Below are 25,244 nucleotides of genomic sequence, written 5' to 3' on the forward strand. Positions count from 1 at the left end.
CTCCCCCGCCTCCGCGCGCAGTGACGCCGGCGCTGCGGGGGCGCCCGCCCGGCCGTTTCCTTGTGGTAGAATAGCCCCCAGGAGGGGTTTGGCAGGGAGGGCGAGGCATCCGATGGCGTCCCCGGAAAACAGGTCAAGAACGCTGCGGCTTCGTCCATCTTCCTCTTCCTGCCATGACAGGGCGCGTTGCGGGGAGATGCCTCCTGCCGAAAGGGAAGACCCGGCGCGAGGTGGGGGGTACGGTAAAGTCGCCGAGACCTACCGTTCTCCCCTCCTTTCCGATAGCTCGGTGACACACGGCACCCGGGCCGGATGGGTCAGCGGGCGGGGACCATCCCGCCACGACAGGGGGGAGGGAAGATGAGCGACGAACGCCTGAGCGAGACGGGCAGCAGGCTGCTGCGCGAGGTCCCGGTCCTGATGAGCCTGCGCAGGCACGATCCACGAGGGGTGGACGAGATCCTGCGTATCGTGGAGAGCTGCGCGGAGTTCAACCGCCTGCACGCGGAGCCCGTGGCGCTGGAGCTCGACTCCCGCATGGAAAAAGACCCCGAATACTTCGACTGGGACCTAGCCCGCGCCGCATGCCGGTACCGTCTCTTCAGCCTGGTCATTCCCGCCGTTATGGGAGGCCTGGCGGGAAGGTACATGCTCACCGCGGGCTCATTGGCCTTCGAGGAGTTGTGCTCGACCTGCGCCGGGATCGGGAACATGATCGCCGCCTCCAGCCTGGGCGCCTCCCCCATGCTCACCCCCGGCGGCATGCCGCACTGGGACACGGTGCTGCACGAGATGCTGGAGGGGGAGAAGAGGGGCGAGCCGGTGCTCATGGCCTACGCCATTACCGAGCCCTCTGCCGGGACCGACGTGGAGGAGCCGCGTTTTCTCGCCCGGGCGAGGATCGGCATGGAGGCGAGGAAGGTCCGGGGCGGTTACCTGCTCAACGGCCGCAAGTGCTTCATCTCCGGGGGGAAGGAGGCGAAGTACCTCACCGTGTGCGCGGCCACGGACCGCGAGCGTCCCCTCGAGACCTGGACTGTCTTCCTGGTTCACCGGGACATGGAGGGTTTCTCGGTGCCCAGGGTGGAGCCCAAGATGGGCCAGCGCGCCTGTCACGCCGCGGAGATACTCTTCGAGGACGTCTTCGTCCCGGACACCCACGTCATGGGCTACGAGGGCGACGGTATGTCCACCGGCATCCTCACCATCATGGCCGCCTCCCGCGGACCGGTGGGCGCGGTGGGGACGGGCATAGCGCGCGGCGTCTGCCGGCACTTCCTCGCCTGGGCCAGGGAGCGGAGGAACGGCTCCAGGCCCCTTGACGAACAGCACATCCGCATGGCCGCGGCCGACATGGTGGCGGCGGTCCAGGAATCCCGGGGGCTGGTGCTCAACCACAGCCTGACCGGTGACGCCGTCTTCGGCAGGCTCCTGGTCAACCCGCTGATGAAGGCCATCTTCGCGCTCCCCAGGGAGGTGCGGATTTCCAGGCCTTACCAGGCCTACCTCCATTCCCGCCACGGCAAGGCCACGGCCGCGCGCCTGCTGCGCATGCTGGTGAGCGAGGACGAGATGACCAGGCTCCTCGCCCTGGCCTCGCTGGCGAAGTTCGCCTGCACCGACAACGCGGTGGCGGTGGCCTCGAGAGCCCTGGAACTCATGGGGGCGGACGGGAGCGAGGAGAGACGCTGGGTGGAGAAGTGCTACCGCGACGCCAAGGTTACCCAGATCTACGAGGGCACCAACCAGTTGAACCGGCTCACCTATCACGACATCGAGATCGGCGGCGACCTCAGGGTGGAGCTGCCGCGACCGCGGTGAGGGAGGTGACGTGATGAGGACCTGGGGTTCAGGTCGCCCGGGCACCGCCTCCGCCCTCCGCATCGCGAGCGCCGGAAAGCGACCCTTCCGCCGCTGGACAGCAGATGGGGTGCCGGCCAGAGCATGGGACGGATCGCCGGCAACGGCCCACGGGGCGCGCGGCCCCTCTTCCCTAGCGCCGGAGCCGGTATGCATGGAGACGCGCGGGTATTCGCCCCGCGCCCGCAAGGCGGAGGGCGAGAGGAGCACCGTGAGCCCGTACGCATGCTCGGGATCGCGCGGGCTTTCCAGCCGCCCACGGCGTCCGGACAAGGAGGTGTGAAATGTCGGTGCTCTTTACCCCCGGCAGGATAGGAGAGGTGGAGATCAGGAACCGCTTTGTGCACGCCGCCACCTACGAGAGCATGGCGGAAGAGGACGGCAGGGTGTCCGAGATGCTGCTGCGCCGCTACGCGCGCCTGGCCCGCGAGGAACTGGGGTTGATCATCCCCGGCATCATGATCGTGCATCCCCTGGGCGACGTGCCGGGTCGCGCCATCGGCATCCACGACGACGCCATGGTTCCCGGCCTGAAAAAGCTGGTCGACACGGTCCACGACGGGGGGGCGAAGATCTTTTTCCAGCTCCTGCACGCAGGCGCTCAGACCAACCGCCAGGCCATCGGGCGCCCTCCCCTGGCCCCGTCGCGCACCGGCATCAACCCCATGTACCTCAACCGCGCCAGGGCCATGAGCGAGGACGAGATACGAGAGGCGGTAAGGGCCTTCGGCGCAGCGGCGCGGCGGGCATCGGAGGCCGGGGCGGACGGAGTGCACGTCGCCGCCTCCGGAGGGTATCTGCTCAACGAGTTCCTCTCCCCCTACTTCAACCGCCGCCGCGACGAGTGGGGGGGCACGGACGAAAAGCGCTTCCGGCTCGTGCGTGAGGTGCTCCTGGAGGTAAGGAGGAACCTCATGCCGGGGATGGCCATGACCGTCAAACTCACCGCCAACGACTACACTCCTGGCGAGGGGATGACCGCTCCCCTGGCGGCCAGGTACGCGGCCTGGATGGCGGAACTGGGGATGGACGCATTGGAGATAGCCTCGGGCTGCACCACCTATTCGGGTTGGCATATCTGGCGCGGAGGGGTGCCGGTGAGGGAACTGGTGCGCGACCTGCCCGCCTGGCAGAAACCCGCAGCCTGGGTGGCCTTCCGGCGCATGGTGGGCAAGTTCGATTTCGAGGAGGGCTACAACCTGCGGGACGCGGAGGTGATCAGGGCGGCCATCGGCGACGTCCCTTTCATACTGGTGGGCGGGCTGCGTCGCCTGGCGCACATGGAAGAGGTGGTGGAGAGCGGTAAGGCGGACTTCGTGGCCCTCAGCCGACCATTGGTGAGGGAGCCTTCGCTGGTGAGGAAGTTCAGGGAGGGCTCCGCCGACGCCTCCTCCTGCATTTCATGCAACAGGTGCTTTGCGGAGATCGTGCACCGCAGGCCGCTGCGCTGCCGCGCCTGACCGTGGTCGGGAGCCGGGATGAGGAGACGAGGATCGGGAGACGGCGGATGACGGAGGACGGGGGCCCGGCACGTGAACGGGCATGTAGAAGCCCGGTCACACCGTGTGAACGGTCACGGGACGGCCGGATCGTACGGCTCATCCTTAGCGCGGGTCGGCGTTGCTCGCCCGCCGCGGACAAGATCGCGCATCACGAGAAAGGGAGGTCGATTTCATGAGCTGCAAAGGTGATACATCCCTGGGCCTGTCCCTGCGCTGGGACGGAGGCGACGAGAGAAGGCTGCGCAAGAGCGCCTCGCCCCGCATAGACAGCGACCGCTGCATCAACTGCGGCGCCTGCCTCAACGCCTGCCCCACCGGCGCCATACGCGAGGCGCAGCGGCAGATATGCCGCCTGTGCCCGGACTGCGCCGAGGGAGGGATCATGTTCCCCCGCGACATGGAGGCCTTGACCGGCAGGTCCTGCAGCCTCGCCTGTCCCCTCGGGCACTTCCCGGAGGGATACCTCAACCTCCTCGCCCGGGGAGACTGGAAGGGAGCCTGGGGCCTAATCACCGCCGTCAACCCCCTTCCGGGGGTTCTGGGGAGGATCTGCGCGCGTCCCTGCGAGGAGGAATGCAAGCGCGGCATGCTCATCGACAGGCCCATGCCCATCCGCGCCGCCAAGCGCGCCGTGGCCGACTGGGCCTGGGAGAACGGCCTCGCGGAGGGCAGGAGATATCGCCGCAACCTGGACATACGCGTCGCCGTGGCGGGCGGCGGCCCAGCCGGCGTCACCGCCGCGGCAGACCTGGCATCCCTCGGATACCGCGTCACCATCTTCGAGCGCGCGCCCCGCCTGGGGGGTATGGTGCGCCTCGCCGTTCCTCCCTTCCGCCTCCCGGATGAGATCTGGGAACGCGAGTTCTCCCTCGCCGTGGGCGAGGGCATCGAGGTGCGTTACGGGACCGCGGTGGGGATCTCGCCCTCCTTGGAGGACCTGGAGAGAGAGGGCTTCAGGGCGGTGATCCTAGCCCTGGGGGCGCCGCGCGGCGTCAAGCTGCCCATCCCTGGCAGTAATTACCAGGGCGTGCACGACGCCCTCTCCTTCATGGCCGCCGTCAAGCAGGGACGCCCGCAGGAGGTGGGAGAGAACACCGTGGTCATCGGCGGAGGAAGCGTGGCCACCGACGCGGCCCGCACCGCCCTGCGCAAGGGCGCCCGCACGGTGCGCCTGGTATGCATCGAGCAGGAATGCGATATGCCCGCCCTCTCCTGGGAGATAGAGGAGGCGCGCCGCGAGGGGGTGGAGATCGTCGCCGGTTTCGCCCCCGTGCGCATCACCTCTTCCTGGATGCGGGCGGAGGAGGTGGAGCTGGCGAGGGTGTGCGGGATACGCTGCGACGCGCGCGGAAGACCGCTCCCTGAACTGGAGGAGGGGGTGGAGATGAAGCTCCGGGCCGATTGCGTGATCTTCGCCGTGGGCCAGGCGACGGACGCGACGCTGCTCTCGCGCATGGGCCTGGACCTGGATGAGGGCGGCGGACTGCGCGTGGAGCCGTCCACCGGGGCCACCTCCAGGCCTGGCGTCTTCGCGGCCGGCGACCTGGTGGGGGGTAGGGGCTCGGTGGTGGAGGCCATGGCCTCAGGCCGCCGCGCAGCGCGCGCGGTGAACGCCTGCCTGCAGGGCATCGTCACGGACACCTCGGAACGCGGCGTGGTGGGAGCTCCTTTGGAGGAAAAGGTCTTCCCGGTGCGCCTGGAGAAACTGGAGCCGCTGCGGCTTCCCCATCTGGACCCGGCGGCGGCGCTGGCCTCCTTCGCCGAGGTGGAGCTTCCTCCCGACGCCGGGGCGCTGGAGAGGGACGCGCGCCGCTGCATGCGTTGCGGCTACGTGGAGGTGGATCACGACCTGTGCATCGGCTGCGGCACCTGCCGCGCCTCCTGCCCGGCTGGAGACGTCATAACCATGAGCTCGCCGGTGACGGGAGGTGATCGCTGATGGAGCGCAGGGAATGGGAGGTCATCGTGGTGGGGGCCGGCCCCGGCGGGAGCACCGCTGCGGCCAGGCTGGCCCAGGCCGGGGTCGAGGTACTGATGGTGGACAAGGAGCGTTTCCCGCGCGAGAAGCCCTGCAGCGACATCTACGGCCCCTTCGGGGCGAGGACCTACGAGGAGCTGGGCGTCTACGAGCAGCTGCTGGAGGCCGGCTACCGTTATCCCGAGGTAGTGCTTTCCAGCCCGGACTATACCGCCATCAGCGGGCCCAACCAGAAGGGCCTGACCTGCCCGCGCCGCATCGGGGACAACATCCTCAAGGAGAACGCTGCGCGCCTGGGCGCCGAGGTGTGGGAGGAATGCTGGGTGCACGACCTGGTGGTGGAGGACGGCCAGGTGCGAGGGGTCAGGGCCAAGTACCAGGGAGAGTTCACCGAGCTGCGCTGCAACATAGTGATCGGCGCCGACGGCTCCCATTCCTGGGTGGCCAAGCGCCTGGGGCTCTTCCGCGACGACTACGACCAGGTGTACCTGGCGGGGCGCGCCTATTTCGCGGGGTGCAACCCGCCTCTGCGCGTGGTGGAGGTGCACTACGACCCGGAGTTCACCCCGGGATTCGTCTGCCTCTCGCCCCATCCCCATTACGGCGACGTGGTGAACATGGGCGTCGGCATCCAGATGTCCAAGTATGTGGACTCACCGCTGAACGCGGAGGAGATGGTGCGGAAGTTCGTGGCCGAGAGCCCTCACGGCGAGAAGATGCGCGGCGCCAGGCAGGTCTCGCCCTGGATGGGATGGCGCGTGCCCAGCGCGGGGCAGATCGGCGTGAACCACGCCGCCGGCGCCCTGCTGGTGGGAGACGCGGGGAGCTTCGTGGAGCCCTTCATCCTGGAGGGCGTGGCCTCGGCGGTGCGCTCCGCGAACTACGCCGCCAAGACCGCCCTGGAGGCCCTGGAGGACGGCGACTTCTCGGAGGCCTCGCTGGCCCGCTACGCGGAGAAGTGGGAGGCGAAGATGCTCCCCCAGCTCCAGGCGCTGCAGGGCATGGCGGTAACCGCGGCGGACCCCGAGGCCTTCAACCGCGCCTTCCATGGACTCAAGGACAACCCCGAGGCGATAAGCAAGGTCTTCGGGCTCTAGCCCCCGGGGCCGCGGGCGCAGGCCTCCGTGGGCGATCACCACCGGAAGGCGGTGCCCCATGCCCGACGAGCGGAGCGCCTCACCCAGGAAGGAAGTCCTATAAGGACGCTCCCGTTGCCGCTGAGAGGGGGTGTGCTCGACGGCGGGAGATTGCTTCGGTGGCTTGCCCATCACGTGTCGCCCTGCAGCGGGTCGAGGGCATGGATGTCATCTCCCGTCACCAAAGCCTTCCTCGCTAGGCCTGCCCCGGACGCGCTCCCCGCGGGGCCATAGCCTTTTTCGCGGTTGAGGCCACCCCGGTTGCTTGCAGGAGATGTGACGGCAGGCCTATCCTCCCTCGAACTCGGGCCGACGCTTTTCCAAAAACGCGGTGACGGCTTCCCGGAAGTCCCTCCCCGTCTGGGCCAGCAGCACCTGGTCGCCGTCCATGTGCATCACCGCCTCGTCCAGGGCCCCCACCAGGGCGTTCACGCTGCGCTTGATCATCTGCAAGGCCACGGGAGGGCGCGAGGCGTAGAGCTCCGCCCGTTCCATCGCCCTCGCCATCAGCCCGTCCGGCGACGCGACCTCGTCGAGAAAGCCCCAGTCGAGCAGGGTCGAAGCACCCAGCCTCTCCCCCGTCATCAGCCACCTCTTCGCCCTGGAGGGTCCCACCAGGTGCACGCAGAGAGGAAGGCTTACCCAGCTCAGGGGGATGGCCAGGCCGCTCTCGGGATAGCCGACCTCGCAGTCCTCCGCCCCGATGCGGAAGTCGAGCGCGGAGGCCAGGCAGGCCCCCCCGCCCAGCGCCATCCCGTTTACGGCCGCCAGGGTCACCTGGTCCATATCCCGCAGGGCGCGTATCATGCGGGGCCCCAACTCGAACCTTCTCCGCCTCTCCAGCAGGGGAAGGGAGAAGGAGGCCGCCTGGGCGGGGTCCTTGAGGTCCGCCCCCACGCTGAAATGCTTTCCGGAGCCGGTGAACACCACCACCCGCGTCTCCATGTCCTCTCGGAAAGCGAGGGCGGCATGCTCGATCTCGCGCATCAGCGTCGTGCTCAGCGCGTTCCCTCGCTCCGGACGGTCGAGGGTGACCACCGCGACCCGCCCCTCCCTGCGGATCTCGAGGTTCTCGTAGCGCATGTGGGATACCTCCTCGCAACTCTCGCAATGCAGCCGCCGCCGGGCTTGATCGCAGCCGTTACGCCGGCTCAGGATCGCCACAACGATTATATGCGTTCTTTATGTGTTCTTCCGCTGCCATATATGCTCCCCTTTCGGGTATATTTATGGCGTCGGGCTTCGGAGGGGCGTTCACGCCGCATCCCCGGGTCGCATGTGGAGCGTGCCCTTCGGGATGCCTGGAACGCCGTGGGATTGGAGGACAGTCGCCCCCGGTGACGGCGATTCTCCTCCCGCCCATCCGTCGCTTGCGGGGCCTCGGGCCGGAACGCGGCAGCAGGAGGCCGTCTCCCTGAATACGGCGTTGTCGCCCAGAGAACAGGCTGGGAGGTAAGATGGACTGGGATGAACTGGGTACCGAGGCGGTATCCGCCCTCTGCGAATACCTGCGCATAGACACCACCAACCCCCCGGGCAACGAATCCCGCGGGGCGGAATTCCTCGCCGGCATCCTGCGCGAGGAAGGCCTGGAGTACAGTCTGCTGGAGACCGCCCCCGGCAGGTCGTCGCTGCTGGCGCGCCTGCGGGGGACGAGAGAGGAAAGTCCCCTGCTGTTCCTCAACCACATCGACGTGGTCCCCGCCGATCCCGAGAGCTGGTCATTCCATCCCTTCTCCGGGGAGATCGCCGACGGCTTCGTGTGGGGCCGCGGGGCCTTGGACATGAAGGGCATGGGGATCATGGAGCTTTTCGCCTTCATCGCCGCCGCGCGCGAAAACCTGCCCCTGAAAAGGGATCTGGTCTTCCTCGCCGTCGCCGACGAGGAGGCCGGCGGCTATTCCGGCGCCCGGGCGCTTCTGGAGGCCTACCCGGAGGAGCTCGCGGCCGGCGTGGTCATAAACGAGGGAGGATACGCCACCATGGACCTGGTGCCGGGAAGACCTTTCTTCCTGGTGGCCAGCGCGGAGAAGTACGGCTTCTGGCTTCATCTTCTGCGCCGCGGGGTGGGCGGGCACGGCTCCATGCCCACCGGCCGGGGCGCCTTGGAGCGCATGGTCCCCGCCCTGGCGCGCCTGCTGGAGGACAGGCGCCCCCTGCGCGTGAACCCCACCATGCTGGCCTTCTTCGAGCGCCTCGCGGAGCACTGGGAGATCCTGGCACCCTTCCGGGAAGACGGCGACCCCGCCACCCTTGCCCGCCTCATCGAGGAGAACAACCTCACGGCGCTGCCCGCCCTCAACGCGGTGCTGCGCGACACCGTGAGCCTGAACATGCTCAACGCGGGAGTGAAGATAAACGTCATCCCCGACCGGGCGGAGGCCTTTCTCGACTGCAGGCTGCTGCCGGAGACGGAGGGAGAGGAGTTCCTCTCCCATATAAGGGAAGCCCTCGCCGACCCCGAGATGGAGGTGGACGTGTTCATGGACATGGAAAGGGCGCCGGCGTCGCCCCACTCCGGCCTCTTCTTCGACGCCATCGCGGAGGCAGTGGCGCGCAACTACCCCGACGCGGCGGTCAGCCCCTTTATGCTCTCCGGCCTCTCCGATTCGCGCTTCTTCCGCGCCCGGGGCGTTCCCTGCTACGGCATCATCCCCGCGCGCGTGGGACTCGCGGACCTGGCGCGCATCCACGGCGTCGACGAGCGAATCGCAGTCCAGGACGTCAGGGAGGGGGTGAGGTTCCTCTTCGACCTGGCCGCCTCCCTTTGCACACAGGGGTGAGATGGAACGGCATCCATGCGGACGTCCCGCAAAAGAGCTCCTCTTCGCGCTACCCGTGAACGTAACCTATCTCGGTGCGCTTAAGCCCGTGCTTTCTCGCGTAGGCTCGGGCGAGCCCTGTAACTCGGCGGCATCTCCGACCAGGACCTCTCCCCGCAGGAGGGCGTCGAGCACGAGGCCGCGCCCTATCTTGCAGCGCACCTCATCCGGGGTCAAGCTGATCATGTCCACGAAAGCGGGTTTCCCCCGCCGGAGCAACTCCTATCTCTCCCAGAAGTCCCGGGGAAGACTTTCGGATACGACCTTCAGATCTTGATCGCTCCACCTCGTCGGGTTACCCGCGACCATGGACCCGAAAAAGATCACCGTAGGCGATTTGGTCGCGGACAGGATGCGGTTCAGGTATTCCTCAATATCTCGCGGCAGGCTTTTACCGGCTTTCGCGCACGATCTATGGCTCCTCCGCCTTGTTCGAGGTGTGGAACTCATACTGCTTTCCATAGGGAACGCCGTTGGGATATCTGGCAGGCATTTAATGACGGTCCAGCTCCAAGGCCGCCTCCATCAGCTCCCCCATTATGACGCGCCGGAACCCGTTAGTTTTCTATCGCATCATCCTATGGATCATATTTTCAGGGACACGGAGCAGAGCGGTCGGCTTCATGACGCCTCCCTCATGCGGGAGGCCCATAGCTTTAGCGCGGCGCCCGGCATGTTTTGATGGGAAGGTAATTCGGCATCCTCGAAACCTCTCGCGGCAACAGGTACGGCCTTGCGCATTCGGTCCGCTTATGCCTTGCGAGGATACGGTGATCGCGATGACGCACTCATCGGCGACGGACGCTACCGCCGTCGCCCCGCTGGTGCGAAAAGAGCGCCTGGTCGTTTTGAGCTCGACCGCCTTCGCCCCGCTCTTATCCACCTTTTGTTCGGGTCCGAAGCCCGCTTGCCTTCCATCCGCCGCCGGACGAGGGCCGGAACGAAAAAGCGGACCCGCCGGGCGCAGGGGATGGGGGGTGCCGATCCCGGCGAATCGCGCTTTTTCACTGTCTGTTCGAGGCGCCGTCTTACTGGTCGCGGCCTTGCGTCCCGGTTTCTCGCCCCGGGATGCCTCCCGGATGGCTACCCGGAGATCATCCCCGCCACGAACAACACCACTCCGCTCAGGAAGGGAAAGAACAACACCGCCGTGGGGGCGGCATTACGCCACCCGAAGACAAGCGCCATTACCGTGAGCGCCATCAGGGCGAAGCCACCCGCATAGTAAGCCCACGCGGGAGAGCGCAGTCCGGGCACCCTCTGGAAAAGGAAACGGGCAGCCACGAGCATGCCGGAGAAAGCCGCGATGGCCGCGCAGATCGCAAGCATGGCCAGTCCGTACGCGGTCTGATAACCCAACCAGCCGTTGAAGAGATGCACAAAACAGACGATGACCGCGGCGACGCTCGAGACCAGCGTAAGGTAATCCCCCGCGGGTTCCGACTCGACATAGCGCACTATCTCGGGGGTGATCACCCTTTTTCAGCTCATCCACCCTTGACCATCAGTCTCTCCAACATCCTTCATACCCCCTTGTATCGCTTCCGATTCCTGTCCTGGCTCCGGCGATCCGGACGGCAGCATTTTCGATCCATGCCGCTCTCGACCGCTATACGCACGAGAACTCCCCCTGCAGCCTCCCGTACCTCTTCTCGAACTCGTCGATGAACCTCCTCGCTTCCTTCAAGCTCTCCGCCCACACGGAGAGCTCTTTCCACCCCTTCTTGGTGAGGTGGTACACCTTCCGCGCCGGGCCTCTGCCCTCCGGCTTCGCGTACTTGAACCCCACCAGCTTCCTCGCCTCCATCTGTAGGAGTTCCCGGTAGATGACCGGCAAGGGAAAGCGTTTACCCACCGCTCCCAGCTCCACCAGCTTGCCCAGGATCGCGTATCCGTGCATGGGCTCCTCGCCCAACAGGAGCAGGATGCTGGGGGTAAGGAAACGCCTGGGTATGGGATTCTGGCCGTCCGGCAGTGGAGCGCCGCCGCGAGGCTCTTCGTCGCTGCACCTGGTCTTGCCCATCTTCCCGCTCCTTTCGGAAAGGTCCCGCTCTTAGTGTAACGTTATAATAATATAAACATTATGTCAATATTAATTTTATGGATAATATTAATTATTTGTGACCGATCAGGGGAGAGCGGGGATCGGGAGCCTAGGACTGAACCCCGGATTTACCGCTCCGGGAGAACCGGGGTCAGCCCTCGAACCCTGGTCTCCCCGCCCCGTTCCGGGGGAAAACGCGGGGCTGGAGAGGCCGCCCCTTACCGCATGGAGGCCGGTTCAAGATCAAAAACCGGCCTCGTCACTGCAGGGCGACCATCTCGTGCAGCGTGGTGCCGGCCTCCTCGAAATGGCGTCCCTCGTGCTGCACGCGCAGGGTGAAGTCGGACTCGAAGCGGAACCAGCCCGGGCGCATGAAGCGGTTGATGAGCTTTCGCACCGCCGCGTTGAGGATGAGGGGGTGGCCCATCTCCCGCAACAGGTCGTTGCAGTCGATGATCCTCTTCACCTCCAGGCGCAGGTACACCTGGCCGGGGATCTCCAGCTCCAGCCAGGCCGGGTAGGTGCGGTTGGCCTTGGGGTCGAAGACCGCCTCCCCCTCCCTGAGGGTCATCTCGCCCGAGCTCACGATGACCCTGTCCCGGTAGGCCAGCATGAGGGGCTTGGAGGCCACGTTGCCGAAGCGTTTCCGGGTGCGCACGTAGGCGTAGAGGAGGGTGAAGTCTTCGGTGTAGAGGCGCCCCCAGTACCACCAAGAGATGATGCGCCGCGCGTCGGCGGTGATCACGTTGTGGTCGTGGTAGCCGATGCCCTTCGCCTCCAGGGTCCGGCCCTCGAACCTCACCTTGCCCTCCACCCGCGCGCGGGGTATGGGGACCACCCAGCCGAAGTAGCCGAGGTCGCCGTAGCGAGTGCGGCCCCGGCCGGGCTTCCATCCCGGCACCTCGCTCTTGAAGACGAGGTCCAGCTCCATGCCCTCCTCGGAGATGTAGAGGTAGTGCGTGGGGAGGTCCCCCTCCTCCGGCCACTCCACCCAGCAGTGGTTCCTCCCCACCCAGGCGTCGCACCTGTCCTCCGCCGCGCGCAGCTCGGAGGCGGGGAACTTCTTCACCACCGAGAGCTTCTCCCCCGAGGGCTTGTAGACGTGGATCTCGATTCCCGGTTTTCGCGTCATCAACTCGGAGGCCTGGATGAACCCCACCACCACGTGCCCGTCGTCGAGGCGGGCATCGAAGTACCACCACTCGCCGTAGAACCTGCTCCGCGCCGCCTCGCGGTTGACGCCGTTCTCCCGGGCGGTGAGGGGGACGATCTCCCCGTCCTTCTCCCCCGGGCCCAGCCACTCGTCGATAACCGGCTCGATCCTCATGGCACCCACCATCCTCTCCCCCGTTAACCTGACACCACGTCAGCATTATAGCACTCCAAGCCGGGATGAAGGCGGCGCCGGTGAGGGCGAATCGGAGTCCATTCCCGACGTGCGGGTCAGGGGAGCCTTACGGGGAGAGGGTTAAGCCTTTCGAGGGGAAGTGCGAAGGGTAGTTCATGTCGGGTGCGCCGTGCGCGACCGCCTCGCAGCCGCCCGCGTACGCGAGGTCCGGCGCCGGCCGGCGCGGCCGGGCACGGGTGGACCGGCGACGGGAATGCGCATCAACGCGGTTGAAGACCAGGAGGCGGGGGCTTTACCGAGGTCGCCGTTGACGTAAGAGGGGCATGTATTCGCGCGTGCTTCCCGAGGGCCTGATGAGAGACCGGCCGCCCCTTACCGCCCCTGCCCGAACACCCCCCGGGATCTCTCGGGCGCCCGGTCGAGCGCCGGGGATCAGGCGGGTTTCACCGCCCTCACCCTTACGCTGCGCACCGCCTCCAGCAGGCGATCGAGTTCCTGCCGCGGCAGGTCCAGCCCGGCCATTACCGCCTGGGCGGTGGGATCGTTGGCCATGCAGTCGATGGGGAAGACGGATTCCTCCGCCACCTCGACCTCCTCGAAGCCGGCTTCCCTGATCATCCCCAGGTATTCCTCTCTCCGCGCCGCTCCGGAGATGCACCCCACGTAGGCGGCGGCCGATTCCCTCACCGCCGGCGGCAGCTCTCCGTCGAGGACGATATCGGAGACCATGAGGCGGCCGCCCGGCCTGAGGACGCGGAAGGCCTCCTGGAAGACCCTGGGTTTGTCGGGAGAGAGGTTGATCACGCAGTTGGAGATGATCACGTCCACGCTGGCGTCGGCCACGGGCAGGTTCTCGATCTCACCCAGCCGGAACTCCACGTTGGCGTAACCGCCCCGGCGCGCGTTCTCCCGCGCCCTCTCGAGCATCTCCGGAGTCATGTCCACGCCGATGACCCTGCCGCCCTCGCCCACCCTGCCTGCGGCCAGGAAGCAGTCCAGGCCCGCGCCGGAGCCCAGGTCGAGCACCGTCTCCCCCTCCCGGAGCGAGGCCAGGGCGACGGGGTTGCCGCACCCCAGGCCGAGGTCCGCGCCCTCGGGAACGGAGCGCAGCTCCTCCCTGCCGTACCCTATCCGCTCGCTGATGTCCTCCGCGGCGCCCGACCCGCAGCACCCCGTCTGCGCCGGTCCGCAGCATCCTTCCTGCACCGGGGCGCAGCAGGCATCCCCGCCCCTGGAGATGGCGCCGTATCCCTCGCGCACCAGCTTCCTCAACTCCTTATCCTCCATGGATCTTCCTCCTCCTTACAGCCGTCTCTCCTCCCGCGGACTCAACACCGGTCCGGCGGGGGCTCCTCCCCTTCTCGCCCCCGCCCCCCACTCTTCCCCGTGGCCGTCACCCTACAGCACCTCCGCCATCAGCGGGCCCAGCCTCTCTTTGACCATGTCCACCAGCTCGTCCGCCCTGATGAGGCTCATGCAGCAGACCTCCCCGCCCCTGCTCCAGCTCACCAGCACCAGCTTGTCCCCGGGCCTGATCCCCGCGCGCTCCCTGAACTCCTTGGGCAGCACCATCTGGCCGCGCTCGTCCACGCTTATCAGGGACTCGACCCTGCATAAGCTCTCCTTCCCGCCGCCGGCACAGCATTCAGAGCTTCTCGCCCTCGCCGCCATCCCTTCACCTCCCGGGTCAGAATTAACTGATATATCTGGTATATCTGATTATATTGAAATAATAGCCAGGTCCTCCAGCAAACGCAAGGGCGGCGGCGGATCATGGCCTTCGTCCCGTTCCGCCTGAAAGTGCGTGAGCGGGCTCTTCGGTATCAACGGCGGTGGGGGCTTCCCGCGGGAAAGGGGCGTCGTCCCGCCATGCCGACGGCTTCCCGGCCGTCCGTTCCCCACCGTCACTTCCTACTTTTTCCGGGGGGCGGAATACCAGAGAGGGCCTCCCGCCACCCACTCCTCCACGCCGGCCTTCCTGATCTTGCGCAGGTTCTTGAGGTGGGCGTCCCCGTGCACCGGCACCAGGAAGTCCAGCTTGGAGCACTCCGCGAACCCGGCACACTCCCAGCAGCCCCGGTATGCCTTCTTCACCGCGCACTGGGCGATGTGGCAGAACTGCGAGCGGGAGCCCGTCTTGCATCCTTTGCAGCGCAGCTTGACCAGGGAACCCAGGAAATCGTAGGCGCACCTGTACGCGTCCGCGTCCATGAAGGGAATGACCTCGGCCACCTTTTCGAACCTCGCCTTGCGCAATTCCCTGCGCAGGTCGCGCGCCAGGTCGGGGATGGTCCCGGTACGGAACGCGCATTCCTCGCAATAGAGACCGCAGTAGGCGGCCATCTGCTCATGCCTTTCGGCCATGGTTCCTCTACTCTCGCGCTTTCTCGCGCCTCCGTCGTACAACCACCGCGTCTGGCCCGCCGCAGAACCCCTTTTTCGCCTCGCCGTCATCCCGGCATCACCCCGCCGGGGAGCGATAAAGAGCGCCCTCGCATCCGTCTCCCCGCCGTCATTCGCCACGCGGCGTGAAGGGCCGGGACGGCGCCATGCTTGAACCCCTTCCCATCTTCCCTCCCTTCCTCTTTTTCCCGGCGTGCCCCTCAGGCGTATTCGCTCAGCACGCGCCGGAAATAGGCGTGCCTCTCGTCATCCGCTTTTTTCCAGAGCGGCCTTGCCTTTTTTGCCCAGGCCCCGAAATCCACCGGGTGCTCGGGGTATGACTCGTAGAGCTTCCTCAGGGCCCCCGCCGCCGCCGCCATCCTCGCCATACGGGCCACCGACTCGAGCCGGAGCCTGCCCGCGGCGATGCCTCTCGCCAGGGCGGGAAGATCCCGCAGGGTCTGCGCCGGGTCCGACTTGAGCTCGTACTCGAGGTTGAGCGCCCGGGTGCCCTCCTCGCTGAAGACGCCGGGGACGGAATAGAGAAAGTCTATCTCCCTCGGAGTAAGGGATACCAGCGCCGGCATCAGCGCGGTGAGGAAGGCGAATTTCGCCCCCTGGTCACGGAAATAACGCACGTTGTAGGGCCACAGCGCTTCCCGGGTCAGGTCGTCGCGGCTCAGGGCCTCCGAGGCCACCTCGGACGCGATGGCGCAGGCCGTGAAGGCGGAGGTGACCCCCTCTCCGCTGAAGGGCTTGTTCATGAAGGCGGCGTCCCCCACCACCATGACCCCGTTGTCCACCAGGGAGAAGGGGGGGCGGCGGTAGGGGACCCGTCCCGTGGTCGAGCTCTTCGCCACGCCCTTGAAGGGCAGGGTGGCGGCGAAGGCCTGGTGGCGCTTTTTCGCCCCCTCCAGGCTCGCGGGCATGCCCACCCCCACGATCATCTCCTCGTCGTAGCTGGGGGCGTACCATCCCTGGAAGTGCAGGTAGGAGTTGATGCCCGGGCGGCGGTCTCCCTCCAGCTCGCCCCAGGATTCCATGTACACCACCAGGGTATCGATATCGTCGATGGGGTCGTTCTCGAACCATGGCGTGGCGGGCAGGCCGGCACGCACGGCTCCGCCGATCCCCGAAGCGTCCACCACCAACCTGCACGCCACCTCGTATTCACCCTCCGGACCCCGCGCCAGGACGCCGGCGGGAACGCCCCCCTCCCTCATCACGCCGACGAACTCCGTGCGCTCCCGAAACTCCGCTCCCGCCTCCCGGGCGTAGGAGATGAGGCGACGCATGAAGCGCGGCTTGTCCATGTCCAAGGTGACCAGTCGGGCCGTCACCCCTCCTTGCATGCACGGAGGCCACATGGTGACGGTTTCCAGGCGGTGCAGGAGCTCTTCCCCCTCGGGGAGGGGGATGTCGAACCTCTCGAAAGCCGCCTCCTCCATGTGGAAGGGCCCGATGGCGGTGCCCAGGTTCTCCAGCCCGTCCTTTTCCAGCACCAGGCAGCGGTACCCCGCCTGCGCCAGCCTCCATGCCAGGTAGGTCCCGGAAGTGCCCGCCCCCACGATGACCGCGTCCGCCTCTTTCCGCGCCACGTCCGTCCTCCTTCCTCCTTCGCCTTCCTTCCCTCCATCATACCAGCCCGCGGGGTCAGGCCCCGAACCTCGGTATCGTACCATTAATTTCCATGATTCAAGACTCAGGACCCGACCCTTTATAATCGATCCAGGCTGTCGCGCACGCGGTAAAGGGGGACCCATGTCCATCGATGCGGCCTGCGAAGAGCTGGAGGCTGCCCTCGGACCCGAGAACGTATCCCGCGAGCCCGCCGTGCTGGAAGGCTACGCCTGGCAGGCCTTCGACTTGGACGACGTCAGCGACGCCGGTTTCTACATCTCGCTGGACCCGGTGGGGACCATCCGCGAGGCCATCGCGCGGAGCCCCGAGATGGCCGCCTTCCTCGCCGCGAGGCTGAAGGAGTTGGGCATGGACGATGAAGGCCGGAAGGAATGAGCGAAGATGGCTGTCGACCGTGATCTGCTGGCGCCGTGCGGGCTCTACTGCGGCGTGTGCGCGGTACGCATCGCCCACCGCGACGGCAACCGGAAATTCAAGGAAAGGCTGGTGTCGGTCTACGGGGTGAGCTCGCCGGAGGACATCCGCTGCGGGGGGTGCCTCTCCGATGACCTCTTCTTCTACTGCCGAGTATGCCCCATCAGGGACTGCTGCGCCCGCAAGGGGATCGAGGGATGCCACCGCTGCGACGACTTCCCCTGCGACCTCATCGAGAACTTCCCCCTCCCCGTGGGCAAGAAGGTCATCATGCGCGCCATCCCCACCTGGAGGGAGCTGGGGACCGAGGCCTGGGTGGAGGAGGAGGAAAAGCGTTACCGCTGCCCGCGCTGCGGCGCCCCCCTCTTCCGCGGCGCAAGGCGCTGCCGCACCTGCTCCTCCGAGGTGGACGTGGACTGAAGGAACGAGCCGGCGGGGGTCATCCCCGAGGTCTTACCTCCACCTCGAGGTCGCCCTCGGGCGAGAGCTCCCATTCCACGCTGCTCTCGGTGCTCCACGCCATCTCGTAGATGCCCTGCGCCAGGCCCACCACCATAAGATGGACGGCGGCGTTGTCCAGGCGCATGCGCAGGCCGTCCGAACCCATCCTGAACTCCTTCAGGTTGCCCAGGCCGCGCACGGCGAGCTGCCTGCGAAAGGCCTCGACGTCGCCTATCTCCCGCGTGGAGTACAGGCCGGATCTGGTGAAGCGGCGCTGGGCCTCCACCACCGTGCGGGGGATGGTCTCCCCGAGCTCCCTCTCCAGTTCCCCGAAGATGGCGTCGATCACCGTGGGGGCGAAGAAGGCCATACGTCTTCCCGTCGTCCTGCAGGTGATGGTCCCCTGTTCGAGGTCCCACCTGAAACCGGACAGCTCCCGGGGCACCCCGCAGGAGGAACAGGTCTCGAAGTCTATGTCCCCCTCGCCGTGGGTGTAGGGTCTCATGATCAGGCGATTCCTGTATTCCTGCGCATGGACGGACCGGAAGATCCGCAGTTCGTAGACATCGTCCTCCAGCTTTCGCGATTCGAAGGAGAGTTCGTAGCCGGTGATCGCCTCCATGGCGGCGGCCGGGTCGCACAGCCCGAACACCGCGGAATACGGCTTCTCCACGCGCACCAGGGCGTAATCGTCATCGTCCTGCTGGTAGCGGTAGTCCAAGAGCTCGAACTTCCCGTAACCCAGGGCATGACCTATGGCCACGAAGGCCCCGAAGATGTCGCCCAGTTTCAGCTCTCCCCTCTGCAGCATCTCCGTTAAGCCCGGCGGCACCATGCGTGACATGTAGGCTCGCCCCGCGCGCCGGCGCGTGGTGAGTACAATCCTCCCTATGGATACGCCGATCAGGTCCTCTATGCCCTCGAAGAGCGGGTCCAGGTTCTCGCTCTCGATGAATATGACCACGTGACGCTGGTCTCTCTTCTGAGCGATGAGGCCACATCTCAACCACAGGTGTTCGGAACTCACGTATTCGGGGACCCCGCATTCCCCGCAGATATTGATGTGCATGGCTATTCCTCCCCGCTGTGACTACCGCCTTTTCTCCAACGCCCCCTTATAACGTATCTTCTAAATATATCGGATCCAGGAGGACTTTTTGAAGCGGGATTTCCATAAAAGCCGTGAGCCATCCCGAGAAGCTCAAGGACGGCGGCTTTCCTCGCCGCCGTGCCCCGGGGAAGCCGGTCATGCACGAGGAAGGCCGGTAAGATGGGCGATGACGGCGGTCGACGGCGATCCACTGGCGCCCTGCGGGCAGGCGGAACTCCCTGTATAGTAGGGGTTGCAGGTGCCATGACGCCGGCGGGTTCGGCGAAGGGGAAAGGAGGCATCGCCATGGACATCGAGGATTGCCGGGAAGCGGGGCGGGAACTCTACGAGCGGCTGCATCTGGCCACCTACCCGGTGGCCATCAGGTATGTGAGGGACGAGGCGGAGTTCGGGGAGGGCATGGCGCGCCCGTCGGCCTCGGGCCAGAAGTGGAGCCTGTGCCAGGCCTTCACCTACGCGCGACGCTGGGGGATCACCTCCTGCATGGGCCAAGCGGACAACTTCTGTGTACCGTCCACGGTCTGGCACCGCTGGGTGGATATACCCTGGGAGGAGTTCATCCAGAGCCAGATCCGCCAGGGCTGGCACCGCGACGAGGAGGCGGAGCGGAGGCGCTGCGAATACGGGCTCAGGATGCTGGGGGAGGAGAACCTGGCCAGGGCGGCGCAGTACGCAGGTATCATCGCCTCTCCTCTGCCCTTCACCACGGTGGTCCCGGACAGCGTGCTGGTGTACGGCAACGCGGAGAGCGTCACCCACATCATTCATGCCCTGGCCTACGGCGGGGAGCACTTCCCCACCTCGTACTTCGAGGGCTTCGGCGAGTCCTGCATGAAGGGCGGGCTGGTGCCCTTCCTCACCGGGGTGCCGCAGGTGGTCATCCCCGGCATGGGCGACCGCGCCTTCTCCGGGACCTACGACTACGAGATCGCCATCGGGTTTCCGGGCACCCTCCTCGGCGAGGTGGCAGAGAGCCTGTTCAAGGCCGGGGGGCGCCTGAACATGGGGCAGCCGGTGCGCACCCTGCTCCCCACCGGGATCACCGAGAGCATCACCCCCGGATTCCAGTACCTGCGCGATAAGATAGACGAGCGCGGATGACGGGCGCCCGCCGGGGACGCTTGAATCGCGGCTCTGCGCGTCGCCGGGCACGGGAGGCGGGCTCGATCCAGATTCCGGGCTTGGATCAAATCCAGATTCCGGACCTGACCCCATGGACTCAATCCAATTTCCGGGCCTGACCCCTTGGATCGAGGAGGGCTTTGATATACTTAGGGGACCAAAACCACGGGGGAGCGATGGTCACCGGGAGGGAGCGTCATGGATGATCTCAGGCCCGCCAAGCCGTTCAATGAAAAGGCATGCACGCGCTGCGGCCTCTGTTTCAGCGAGTGTCCGGTGATGGGCCTGACGGAGAAGACGGCCCGGGAGGAGATCGCGAGGCTCATCGCCGGTGAGCCCACCCGGCAAGTGCTGCGCAAGTGCGCCAGCTGCTTCGCCTGCGACCACCTGTGCCCCGAGGGCTGCAACCCCACCGAGCTGGTGCTCCAGCGCTGGCACGAGCTTTACGTGCGCGACGGGCTGCCCCTGCGGGCCAGGTACTATTCGCCCCACGAAAAGCTCAACTTCCGCACCCACGTGGTGGCCAGGATGCCCGCGGAGGAGCGTGAGCTGCTGCGGAGATGGGCGGACCACTCCCCAGCCGAGGAGATCCTCTACCCCGGCTGCAACATCATCACCGCCCCCTTCCTCACCAGGACGAAGGCCCTGGATGGCCTGGAGATCCGCGGCACCCTGGACTACTGCTGCGGCGAGACCTACTACCGCATGGGCCTCTTCGACGAGGTGCAGAAGGTGGCCCGGCGCCTGGAGAGGTACTTCAAGACCCTGGGCGTGAAGCGGGTGAACATCCTGTGCACCGCCGGGTGCAACATGTTCATGAACGTGCTGCCCGCCTACGGGGTGGACTTCGGCTTCGAGGTCAGGCCTTACCTCCCGGTGATACTGGAGAAGCTCGAATCCGGGGAGCTGGAGATAAAAAAGAGGCTTTCCGGCACCGCCACCATCCAGGAATCCTGCTACGGCAAGCAGCTGGGAGAGGAGTACATGGACGTGCCCCGCCGCATCTTGGAGCTGGTCGGCCTGGAGGTAGTGGAGGAGGAGAAGCGGCGCGGCCGCGCCCTCTGCTGCGGCATCGCCGGCGGCTTCCCTCCCGCCTCCGGCTACCACATCATGGACATCACCCTGGCCACGGTGAAGAGCCTGCTGCAGGCCCGCGCCACCGGGGCGGACTACACCGTGAGCTACTGCGCCGGGTGCCTCCAGATGCTCTCCACCGGCCGGGTGCTCTTCCCGCTGGGTGGACCAGTATACCACATCCTGGAATTGCTCTCCGAGGCGCTGGGGGAGGAGCCGCAGCACCCCATGGGGTGGAGGGCGCGCGCCTTCCTGGCCGGGGTGATGCGCCATCAGGTACCCCTCACCCTCTCGCGCAAGAGGTACCGCATCCCGGAGATACCCGAGGTGCCACCGGGGGCGGCGGAATAGGGGGGCGGGGGGATGGACACGGGGAGCACGCCCTTCCGCTTCTTCCGCGACTTCCTCTGCGACGGCTGCGGCGACTGCTTCGCCGCCTGCCCCTACCTCGAGCTCCCCCGCGAGGAGGCCCGGCGGGAGATCGCCGACCTCATCGAGCGGGGCGAGTCGCGCGCCCTGGAGGTCTGCAACACCTGCCACACCTGCGACTCCGTCTGCCCCAACGGCGCCGACCCCTACGAGCTGGTGCTGGAGCGCTGGTGGGAGAGGAGGCAGGAGGGGCTGCCCGCCGCCGCCCGCCTGGTCACTCCGTCAGAGCCCTGCAACATCTGGTCCTCCCTCAAGGCCATCATGCCCGCGGACGAGCTGGCCCTGCTGGACGCCTGGGACGACTTCACCCCCTGCGAGGAGATCTGCCTCACCGGCTTCTATACCAGCGTGGTCCCCTACCTGCTGCGGGCGAAGGTGCTCGAGGGGCTTCCCAAGGTCGTGGGCTCCGAGGCCCTCTTCGGCTGCGCCGGGGACATCTACAAGACGGGGCGCTTCGACCTGGTGGAGCAGATCGCCCGCCGCCTGGAGCGCGTCTTCGGGGAGATGGGGGTGAAGCGGGTGGTGGCCTCCATGAGCGCCGAGGGCATGGTGCTCAAGCACATCCTGCCCGAGAGGTTCGGCGCCCGCTTCGACTTCGAAGTGACCACCCTGGACGACTGGCTGCTGGAGAGGCTGCTAGCCGGGGAGATCAAGGTCCGGCATCCCCTGGGCATGAGGGTTACGGTACACGACAACTGCCTCTCCAAGCTGGAGGGGGGGAGGCTGCAGGAGGTGGTGCGGGAGGTCGTGCGACGCGCCGGCTGCAGCGTGGTGGAGGCGGCGCACCACGGCGAGCGCTCCATGTGCTGCGGCTTCGGAGCCGCCGCCGCCCGCTTCCGGGTCATGGACATCATGTCCTCCGGCCGCCGCCGCCTCAAGGAGATCGAGGCCACGGGGGCGGACGCGGCGGTGATCTACTGCCCCGCCTGCCTCTTCATCCTCTCGGTGATCAAGGAGATGGAGGGGTCGAGGATGCCCTTCTACCATCCCGTGGAGCTGGTGGAGCTGGCGGCGGGCGGGAGCCCGGACCACCGCCACCGGGAGCGGGCCTGGGACATGATGGCGGTGATCTCCAACCACCTGGTGAAGTACGCCTTGTTCCCGAGCCACCGGAAGAGCTTTCAGCCCGCTGCCATATCTCCGCAGGTCGAGCCGCTGCCCGAGCTGCCGCGGGGAGACCGCCTGCGACTGAGGGCGCTCGCCGCCCTCTACCGCAGCCCCGCGGTGCAGAACCCCGTGACGCGGCGCCTCGTCTCCCTGGGGTTCAAGGCGGCGGTAGGAGCATACGGCGCGGCGCAAAGGAGACGTCTGGGGCTCTCGTTGTAAAAAAGGAGGGGGCGGCGATGTGCGGTGATACGGGCGGGTTTGACTTCTTCCGCTACGAGGACTGCGACCTCTGCGGCGACTGCCTGGCGCGCTGCCGCTACCTGGACCTCTCGCGGGCGGAGGCGGTTGAGGAGATGAAAAGGCTCGTCGCGGGCGAGCCCACCCGCGTGGTGCACCGCAGATGCATCAGCTGCTATGCCTGCGACGCCTTCTGCCCCCGCGGCTGCCGTCCCTACGAGCTCATCATCGCGAGATGGCACGAGCGCTACCGCAAGCGCGGGCTGCCGGTGCGTGCCTCCTACCTCATGCCCGCCTCGGAGCCCAACTTCCGCACCGATATGGTAAGGACCATGCAGCCCTGGGAGCGGGAGCTGCTGCGAGAGTGGAGGGAAACGCCGCCCGAGGGGGAGCTCGTCCTCTACCCCGGCTGCAACGCCCTCACCCTCCCCCATCTCCTGCACGGCCCCCACATGGAGGGGATCACGGTATCGGGTGCCTTCGACCTCTGCTGCGGCGAGATGTATTTCCGCATGGGCCTCTTCGACGTGGTGGCGCGCACGGCGGAGAGGCTCACCGCCCACTACCGGGGCCGGGACATCGGCACCATGCTCTTCGTCTGCCCCGCCGGGCTCAACCTCTTCCGCAACGTCCTGCCGGGGCAGTTCGGGGCGGAGTTCTCCTTCCGGACCAGGTATCTCGGGGAGTTCCTGCTGGAGAAGGTGGAGGCGGGCGAGCTGGAGATCAGGCGGCGCCTCGGCCGCTCCATCGCCGTGCACGACTCCTGCCACGGCCGCATCCTCGGGGAGGAGGTCACGGGATCCGCGCGGCGGCTCTACGGGCTCATAGGCCTGGAGATGCGGGAGATGGTGGAGGACCCGGCCGAGGGCCTGTGCTGCGGCATGGCCGCGGGCTGCAACCGCTATAACCCCCTGGACATGTACCTGGCGGCGGTCAGGGAGCTGCGCGCCGCGGCCGGGACGGGCGCCGACGAGCTGGCCACCTACTGCGGGGGCTGCCAGCTCACCCTGTCCATGCTGCGCTGGCTCTACCCAACCCGCCAGCCGGTTCGCCACCTGCTGGAGTACCTCAAGGAGGCCCTGGGCGAGGAACCCTACCACCCCGCCCCCCGGCGCACCCTGCGCATGTTGGGCAACGTGGCGGTGAAGGCCTTCCCCCAACTCCTCTCCCCCCGCACCTACCGCATCGAGGCACGGTGATCCACGGTTCATGAGGGACGCGGACGAAGGGGCAAGACCCCTTGCAGTCAGAGCAGGCGAGAGTCGACGCCTCCGGCTCCGTGGAACCGAACCGCGGTAAGTTGAAGCGCCGCGCGCGGCGGAAGATAATGATTGCGGCATGCAGCGGCGACCGCGCCGCCGGGCTTCGAAGAGGAGGGAGATGCCATGGACTTCGCGCTGACCGATGAGCAAAAGGCCCTACAGAAGACGGTGCACGAGTTCGCGGAGAACGAGATCAGGCCCGTGGCCCGCGAATACGACGAGAGGGGCGAGTTCGCCTGGGACATCGTGCGCAAAGCCGCCAGGCTGGAGCTGACCTACTCCGGCGTCCCCGAGGAATACGGCGGCCCGGGGCTGAGCATGCTGGACAACGTCATCGTCATCGAGGAGCTGGGGTGGGGGTGCGTGGGCATCGCCTCGGCCATCGCCCTCAACCAGATCGCCATCCTGCCCATCCTGCTGGGGGGAAACGAGGAGCAGAAAAGGGCCTACCTGGCGCGGCTCACCGACCCCGACAACCCCCGGCTGTGCGCCTTCGGCCTCACCGAGCCCGAGGCGGGCTCCGACGCCGCTTCCCTCAAGACCAGGGCGGTGCGCGACGGGGACGAATACGTCCTCAACGGCCAGAAATGCTTCATAACCAACGGCGGGGTGGCCGATTTCTACACCATCTTCGCCACCGTGGACCCCGAGAAGAGGTACCAGGGCATCACCGCCTTCCTCGTGGACGCAGACACGCCGGGCTTTTCCATCGGCAAGATAGAGCACAAGATGGGTATGCGCGCTTCCCAGACCGCGGAGCTCATCCTGGAAGACGTGAGAGTGCCGGCCTCCAACGTGCTGCGCGGGGAAGGGCAGGGCTTCTACGTGGCCATGGAGACCCTGGACACCTCCCGCCCCGGGGTGGGAGCCATCGGGGTGGGACTGGCGCGGGCGGCCTTCGAGGAAGCCCTCGCCTATTCCAGGCAGCGCGTGCAGTTCGGAAAGCCCATCTGCCGCCAGCAGGCCATCGCCTTCATGCTCGCGGACATGGCCACCAAGGTGGACTACGCGCGCCTGCTCTGCTACCGCGCGGCCTGGATGCTTGACCGGGGCATGAACGCCATCAAGGAGTCCTCCATGGCCAAGTACGTGGGCACGGACGTGGCCATGGAGGTGTGCACAGACGCGGTGCAGATCCACGGCGGCTACGGGTACATGAAGGACTATCTGGTGGAGAAGCTCTTCCGGGACGCCAAGATCCTGCAGATCGTGGAGGGGACCAACCAGATACAGCGCCTGGTGCTCTCCGCCCAGCTCATCAGCTGAGACGGCGATGCCGGGGGCGGAGAAAGGTTCCCGGGAGCGCGGACCGGGAGGAGCGGAGGAAAGAGGCG

The 25,244-nt window shown here is 66.8% G+C and carries 21 protein-coding genes; 12 read left to right on the plus strand and 9 right to left on the minus strand.

Features of this window, described 5'->3' with window-relative positions:
• The first annotated feature begins 360 nt into the window (after nucleotides 1-360).
• The 4 genes from H5T74_09290 (at nucleotide 361) to H5T74_09305 (ending at nucleotide 6,437) form a co-directional block, all read left to right on the plus strand.
• A complete protein-coding gene (locus tag H5T74_09290; GenBank protein ID MBC7230566.1) occupies nucleotides 361-1,821 on the plus strand; it encodes an acyl-CoA/acyl-ACP dehydrogenase in 1,461 nt (486 codons plus the stop codon).
• 323 nt (nucleotides 1,822-2,144) lie between these two features.
• Entirely contained in the window at nucleotides 2,145-3,320 is a 1,176-nt protein-coding gene (locus H5T74_09295; protein ID MBC7230567.1) for an NADH:flavin oxidoreductase, read from the plus strand.
• 214 nt (nucleotides 3,321-3,534) lie between these two features.
• A complete protein-coding gene (locus tag H5T74_09300; protein MBC7230568.1) occupies nucleotides 3,535-5,301 on the plus strand; it encodes an FAD-dependent oxidoreductase in 1,767 nt (588 codons plus the stop codon).
• Entirely contained in the window at nucleotides 5,301-6,437 is a 1,137-nt protein-coding gene (locus H5T74_09305; GenBank protein ID MBC7230569.1) for an NAD(P)/FAD-dependent oxidoreductase, read from the plus strand. The genes H5T74_09300 and H5T74_09305 overlap by 1 nt, the downstream gene beginning before the upstream one ends.
• A gap of 327 nt (nucleotides 6,438-6,764) precedes the next feature.
• On the opposite strand, the gene H5T74_09310 is transcribed toward H5T74_09305, so the two are convergent.
• Nucleotides 6,765-7,559, minus strand: a complete 795-nt coding sequence (locus H5T74_09310) for an enoyl-CoA hydratase/isomerase family protein (protein ID MBC7230570.1) — start codon at nucleotides 7,557-7,559, stop codon at nucleotides 6,765-6,767.
• A 374-nt stretch (nucleotides 7,560-7,933) separates the two neighbouring features.
• Between H5T74_09310 and H5T74_09315 the strand changes: the two genes are divergently transcribed.
• A complete protein-coding gene (locus tag H5T74_09315; protein ID MBC7230571.1) occupies nucleotides 7,934-9,259 on the plus strand; it encodes a M20/M25/M40 family metallo-hydrolase in 1,326 nt (441 codons plus the stop codon).
• Nucleotides 9,260-10,381: 1,122 nt separating this feature from the next.
• Here the strand turns inward: H5T74_09315 and H5T74_09320 are convergent.
• The 7 genes from H5T74_09320 to H5T74_09350 form a co-directional block, all read right to left on the minus strand.
• On the minus strand, nucleotides 10,382-10,774 hold the full coding sequence (locus H5T74_09320; GenBank protein MBC7230572.1) for a hypothetical protein: 393 nt from the start codon (nucleotides 10,772-10,774) through the stop codon (nucleotides 10,382-10,384).
• Nucleotides 10,775-10,907: 133 nt separating this feature from the next.
• On the minus strand, nucleotides 10,908-11,321 hold the full coding sequence (locus H5T74_09325) for a helix-turn-helix transcriptional regulator (GenBank protein ID MBC7230573.1): 414 nt from the start codon (nucleotides 11,319-11,321) through the stop codon (nucleotides 10,908-10,910).
• A 280-nt stretch (nucleotides 11,322-11,601) separates the two neighbouring features.
• The gene (locus tag H5T74_09330) at nucleotides 11,602-12,669 is read right to left on the minus strand and encodes a hypothetical protein (protein ID MBC7230574.1); all 1,068 of its coding nucleotides are present in this window, start codon (nucleotides 12,667-12,669) and stop codon (nucleotides 11,602-11,604) included.
• Between the two features lie 453 nt (nucleotides 12,670-13,122).
• A complete protein-coding gene (locus H5T74_09335; GenBank protein MBC7230575.1) occupies nucleotides 13,123-13,977 on the minus strand; it encodes an arsenite methyltransferase in 855 nt (284 codons plus the stop codon).
• Nucleotides 13,978-14,088: 111 nt separating this feature from the next.
• Nucleotides 14,089-14,361: an AbrB/MazE/SpoVT family DNA-binding domain-containing protein gene (locus H5T74_09340; GenBank protein ID MBC7230576.1), complete on the minus strand. Its 273-nt coding sequence runs from the start codon at nucleotides 14,359-14,361 to the stop codon at nucleotides 14,089-14,091.
• A gap of 240 nt (nucleotides 14,362-14,601) precedes the next feature.
• The gene (locus H5T74_09345) at nucleotides 14,602-15,054 is read right to left on the minus strand and encodes a DUF3795 domain-containing protein (GenBank protein MBC7230577.1); all 453 of its coding nucleotides are present in this window, start codon (nucleotides 15,052-15,054) and stop codon (nucleotides 14,602-14,604) included.
• 239 nt (nucleotides 15,055-15,293) lie between these two features.
• On the minus strand, nucleotides 15,294-16,670 hold the full coding sequence (locus H5T74_09350) for an NAD(P)/FAD-dependent oxidoreductase (protein ID MBC7230578.1): 1,377 nt from the start codon (nucleotides 16,668-16,670) through the stop codon (nucleotides 15,294-15,296).
• Between the two features lie 163 nt (nucleotides 16,671-16,833).
• Between H5T74_09350 and H5T74_09355 the strand changes: the two genes are divergently transcribed.
• Together H5T74_09355 and H5T74_09360 are read left to right on the plus strand one after the other, a co-directional pair.
• On the plus strand, nucleotides 16,834-17,088 hold the full coding sequence (locus H5T74_09355; GenBank protein MBC7230579.1) for a hypothetical protein: 255 nt from the start codon (nucleotides 16,834-16,836) through the stop codon (nucleotides 17,086-17,088).
• A gap of 6 nt (nucleotides 17,089-17,094) precedes the next feature.
• Nucleotides 17,095-17,547, plus strand: coding sequence for a DUF3795 domain-containing protein (locus tag H5T74_09360; protein ID MBC7230580.1), 453 nt, complete (start codon nucleotides 17,095-17,097; stop codon nucleotides 17,545-17,547).
• A gap of 19 nt (nucleotides 17,548-17,566) precedes the next feature.
• Here the strand turns inward: H5T74_09360 and H5T74_09365 are convergent, their stop codons facing one another.
• Nucleotides 17,567-18,637: a hypothetical protein gene (locus tag H5T74_09365; GenBank protein MBC7230581.1), complete on the minus strand. Its 1,071-nt coding sequence runs from the start codon at nucleotides 18,635-18,637 to the stop codon at nucleotides 17,567-17,569.
• A 327-nt stretch (nucleotides 18,638-18,964) separates the two neighbouring features.
• On the opposite strand from H5T74_09365, the gene H5T74_09370 reads away from it, so the two are divergent.
• From H5T74_09370 to H5T74_09390, 5 genes are all read left to right on the plus strand, one after another.
• Nucleotides 18,965-19,780, plus strand: a complete 816-nt coding sequence (locus H5T74_09370) for a DUF169 domain-containing protein (GenBank protein MBC7230582.1) — start codon at nucleotides 18,965-18,967, stop codon at nucleotides 19,778-19,780.
• A 219-nt stretch (nucleotides 19,781-19,999) separates the two neighbouring features.
• Nucleotides 20,000-21,226, plus strand: coding sequence for a (Fe-S)-binding protein (locus H5T74_09375; protein ID MBC7230583.1), 1,227 nt, complete (start codon nucleotides 20,000-20,002; stop codon nucleotides 21,224-21,226).
• Nucleotides 21,227-21,238: 12 nt separating this feature from the next.
• Complete coding sequence (locus H5T74_09380; GenBank protein ID MBC7230584.1) at nucleotides 21,239-22,630, plus strand: (Fe-S)-binding protein; 1,392 nt, start codon at nucleotides 21,239-21,241, stop codon at nucleotides 22,628-22,630.
• A gap of 17 nt (nucleotides 22,631-22,647) precedes the next feature.
• Nucleotides 22,648-23,847 (plus strand): (Fe-S)-binding protein, encoded by a 1,200-nt coding sequence (locus H5T74_09385; protein ID MBC7230585.1) that lies wholly within the window; start codon nucleotides 22,648-22,650, stop codon nucleotides 23,845-23,847.
• 186 nt (nucleotides 23,848-24,033) lie between these two features.
• Nucleotides 24,034-25,176, plus strand: coding sequence for an acyl-CoA dehydrogenase family protein (locus H5T74_09390; GenBank protein ID MBC7230586.1), 1,143 nt, complete (start codon nucleotides 24,034-24,036; stop codon nucleotides 25,174-25,176).
• The last annotated feature ends 68 nt before the right edge of the window (nucleotides 25,177-25,244 follow it).

It is taken from the genome of Actinomycetota bacterium, from assembly GCA_014360645.1.
Taxonomy (GTDB): Bacteria; Actinomycetota; Geothermincolia; order Geothermincolales; family RBG-13-55-18; genus Solincola_B.

Bases quoted from the DNA above. Each gene is read 5' to 3' on its own strand.
- H5T74_09290 (MBC7230566.1), top strand. From the start codon at position 361: ATGAGCGACGAACGCCTGAGCGAGACGGGCAGCAGGCTGCTGCGCGAG.
- H5T74_09295 (MBC7230567.1), top strand. From the start codon at position 2,145: ATGTCGGTGCTCTTTACCCCCGGCAGGATAGGAGAGGTGGAGATCAGG.
- H5T74_09300 (MBC7230568.1), top strand. From the start codon at position 3,535: ATGAGCTGCAAAGGTGATACATCCCTGGGCCTGTCCCTGCGCTGGGAC.
- H5T74_09305 (MBC7230569.1), top strand. From the start codon at position 5,301: ATGGAGCGCAGGGAATGGGAGGTCATCGTGGTGGGGGCCGGCCCCGGC.
- H5T74_09310 (MBC7230570.1), bottom strand. From the start codon at position 7,559: ATGCGCTACGAGAACCTCGAGATCCGCAGGGAGGGGCGGGTCGCGGTG.
- H5T74_09315 (MBC7230571.1), top strand. From the start codon at position 7,934: ATGGACTGGGATGAACTGGGTACCGAGGCGGTATCCGCCCTCTGCGAA.
- H5T74_09325 (MBC7230573.1), bottom strand. From the start codon at position 11,321: ATGGGCAAGACCAGGTGCAGCGACGAAGAGCCTCGCGGCGGCGCTCCA.
- H5T74_09330 (MBC7230574.1), bottom strand. From the start codon at position 12,669: ATGAGGATCGAGCCGGTTATCGACGAGTGGCTGGGCCCGGGGGAGAAG.
- H5T74_09335 (MBC7230575.1), bottom strand. From the start codon at position 13,977: ATGGAGGATAAGGAGTTGAGGAAGCTGGTGCGCGAGGGATACGGCGCC.
- H5T74_09340 (MBC7230576.1), bottom strand. From the start codon at position 14,361: ATGGCGGCGAGGGCGAGAAGCTCTGAATGCTGTGCCGGCGGCGGGAAG.
- H5T74_09345 (MBC7230577.1), bottom strand. From the start codon at position 15,054: ATGGCCGAAAGGCATGAGCAGATGGCCGCCTACTGCGGTCTCTATTGC.
- H5T74_09355 (MBC7230579.1), top strand. From the start codon at position 16,834: ATGTCCATCGATGCGGCCTGCGAAGAGCTGGAGGCTGCCCTCGGACCC.
- H5T74_09360 (MBC7230580.1), top strand. From the start codon at position 17,095: ATGGCTGTCGACCGTGATCTGCTGGCGCCGTGCGGGCTCTACTGCGGC.
- H5T74_09365 (MBC7230581.1), bottom strand. From the start codon at position 18,637: ATGCACATCAATATCTGCGGGGAATGCGGGGTCCCCGAATACGTGAGT.
- H5T74_09370 (MBC7230582.1), top strand. From the start codon at position 18,965: ATGGACATCGAGGATTGCCGGGAAGCGGGGCGGGAACTCTACGAGCGG.
- H5T74_09375 (MBC7230583.1), top strand. From the start codon at position 20,000: ATGGATGATCTCAGGCCCGCCAAGCCGTTCAATGAAAAGGCATGCACG.
- H5T74_09380 (MBC7230584.1), top strand. From the start codon at position 21,239: ATGGACACGGGGAGCACGCCCTTCCGCTTCTTCCGCGACTTCCTCTGC.
- H5T74_09385 (MBC7230585.1), top strand. From the start codon at position 22,648: ATGTGCGGTGATACGGGCGGGTTTGACTTCTTCCGCTACGAGGACTGC.
- H5T74_09390 (MBC7230586.1), top strand. From the start codon at position 24,034: ATGGACTTCGCGCTGACCGATGAGCAAAAGGCCCTACAGAAGACGGTG.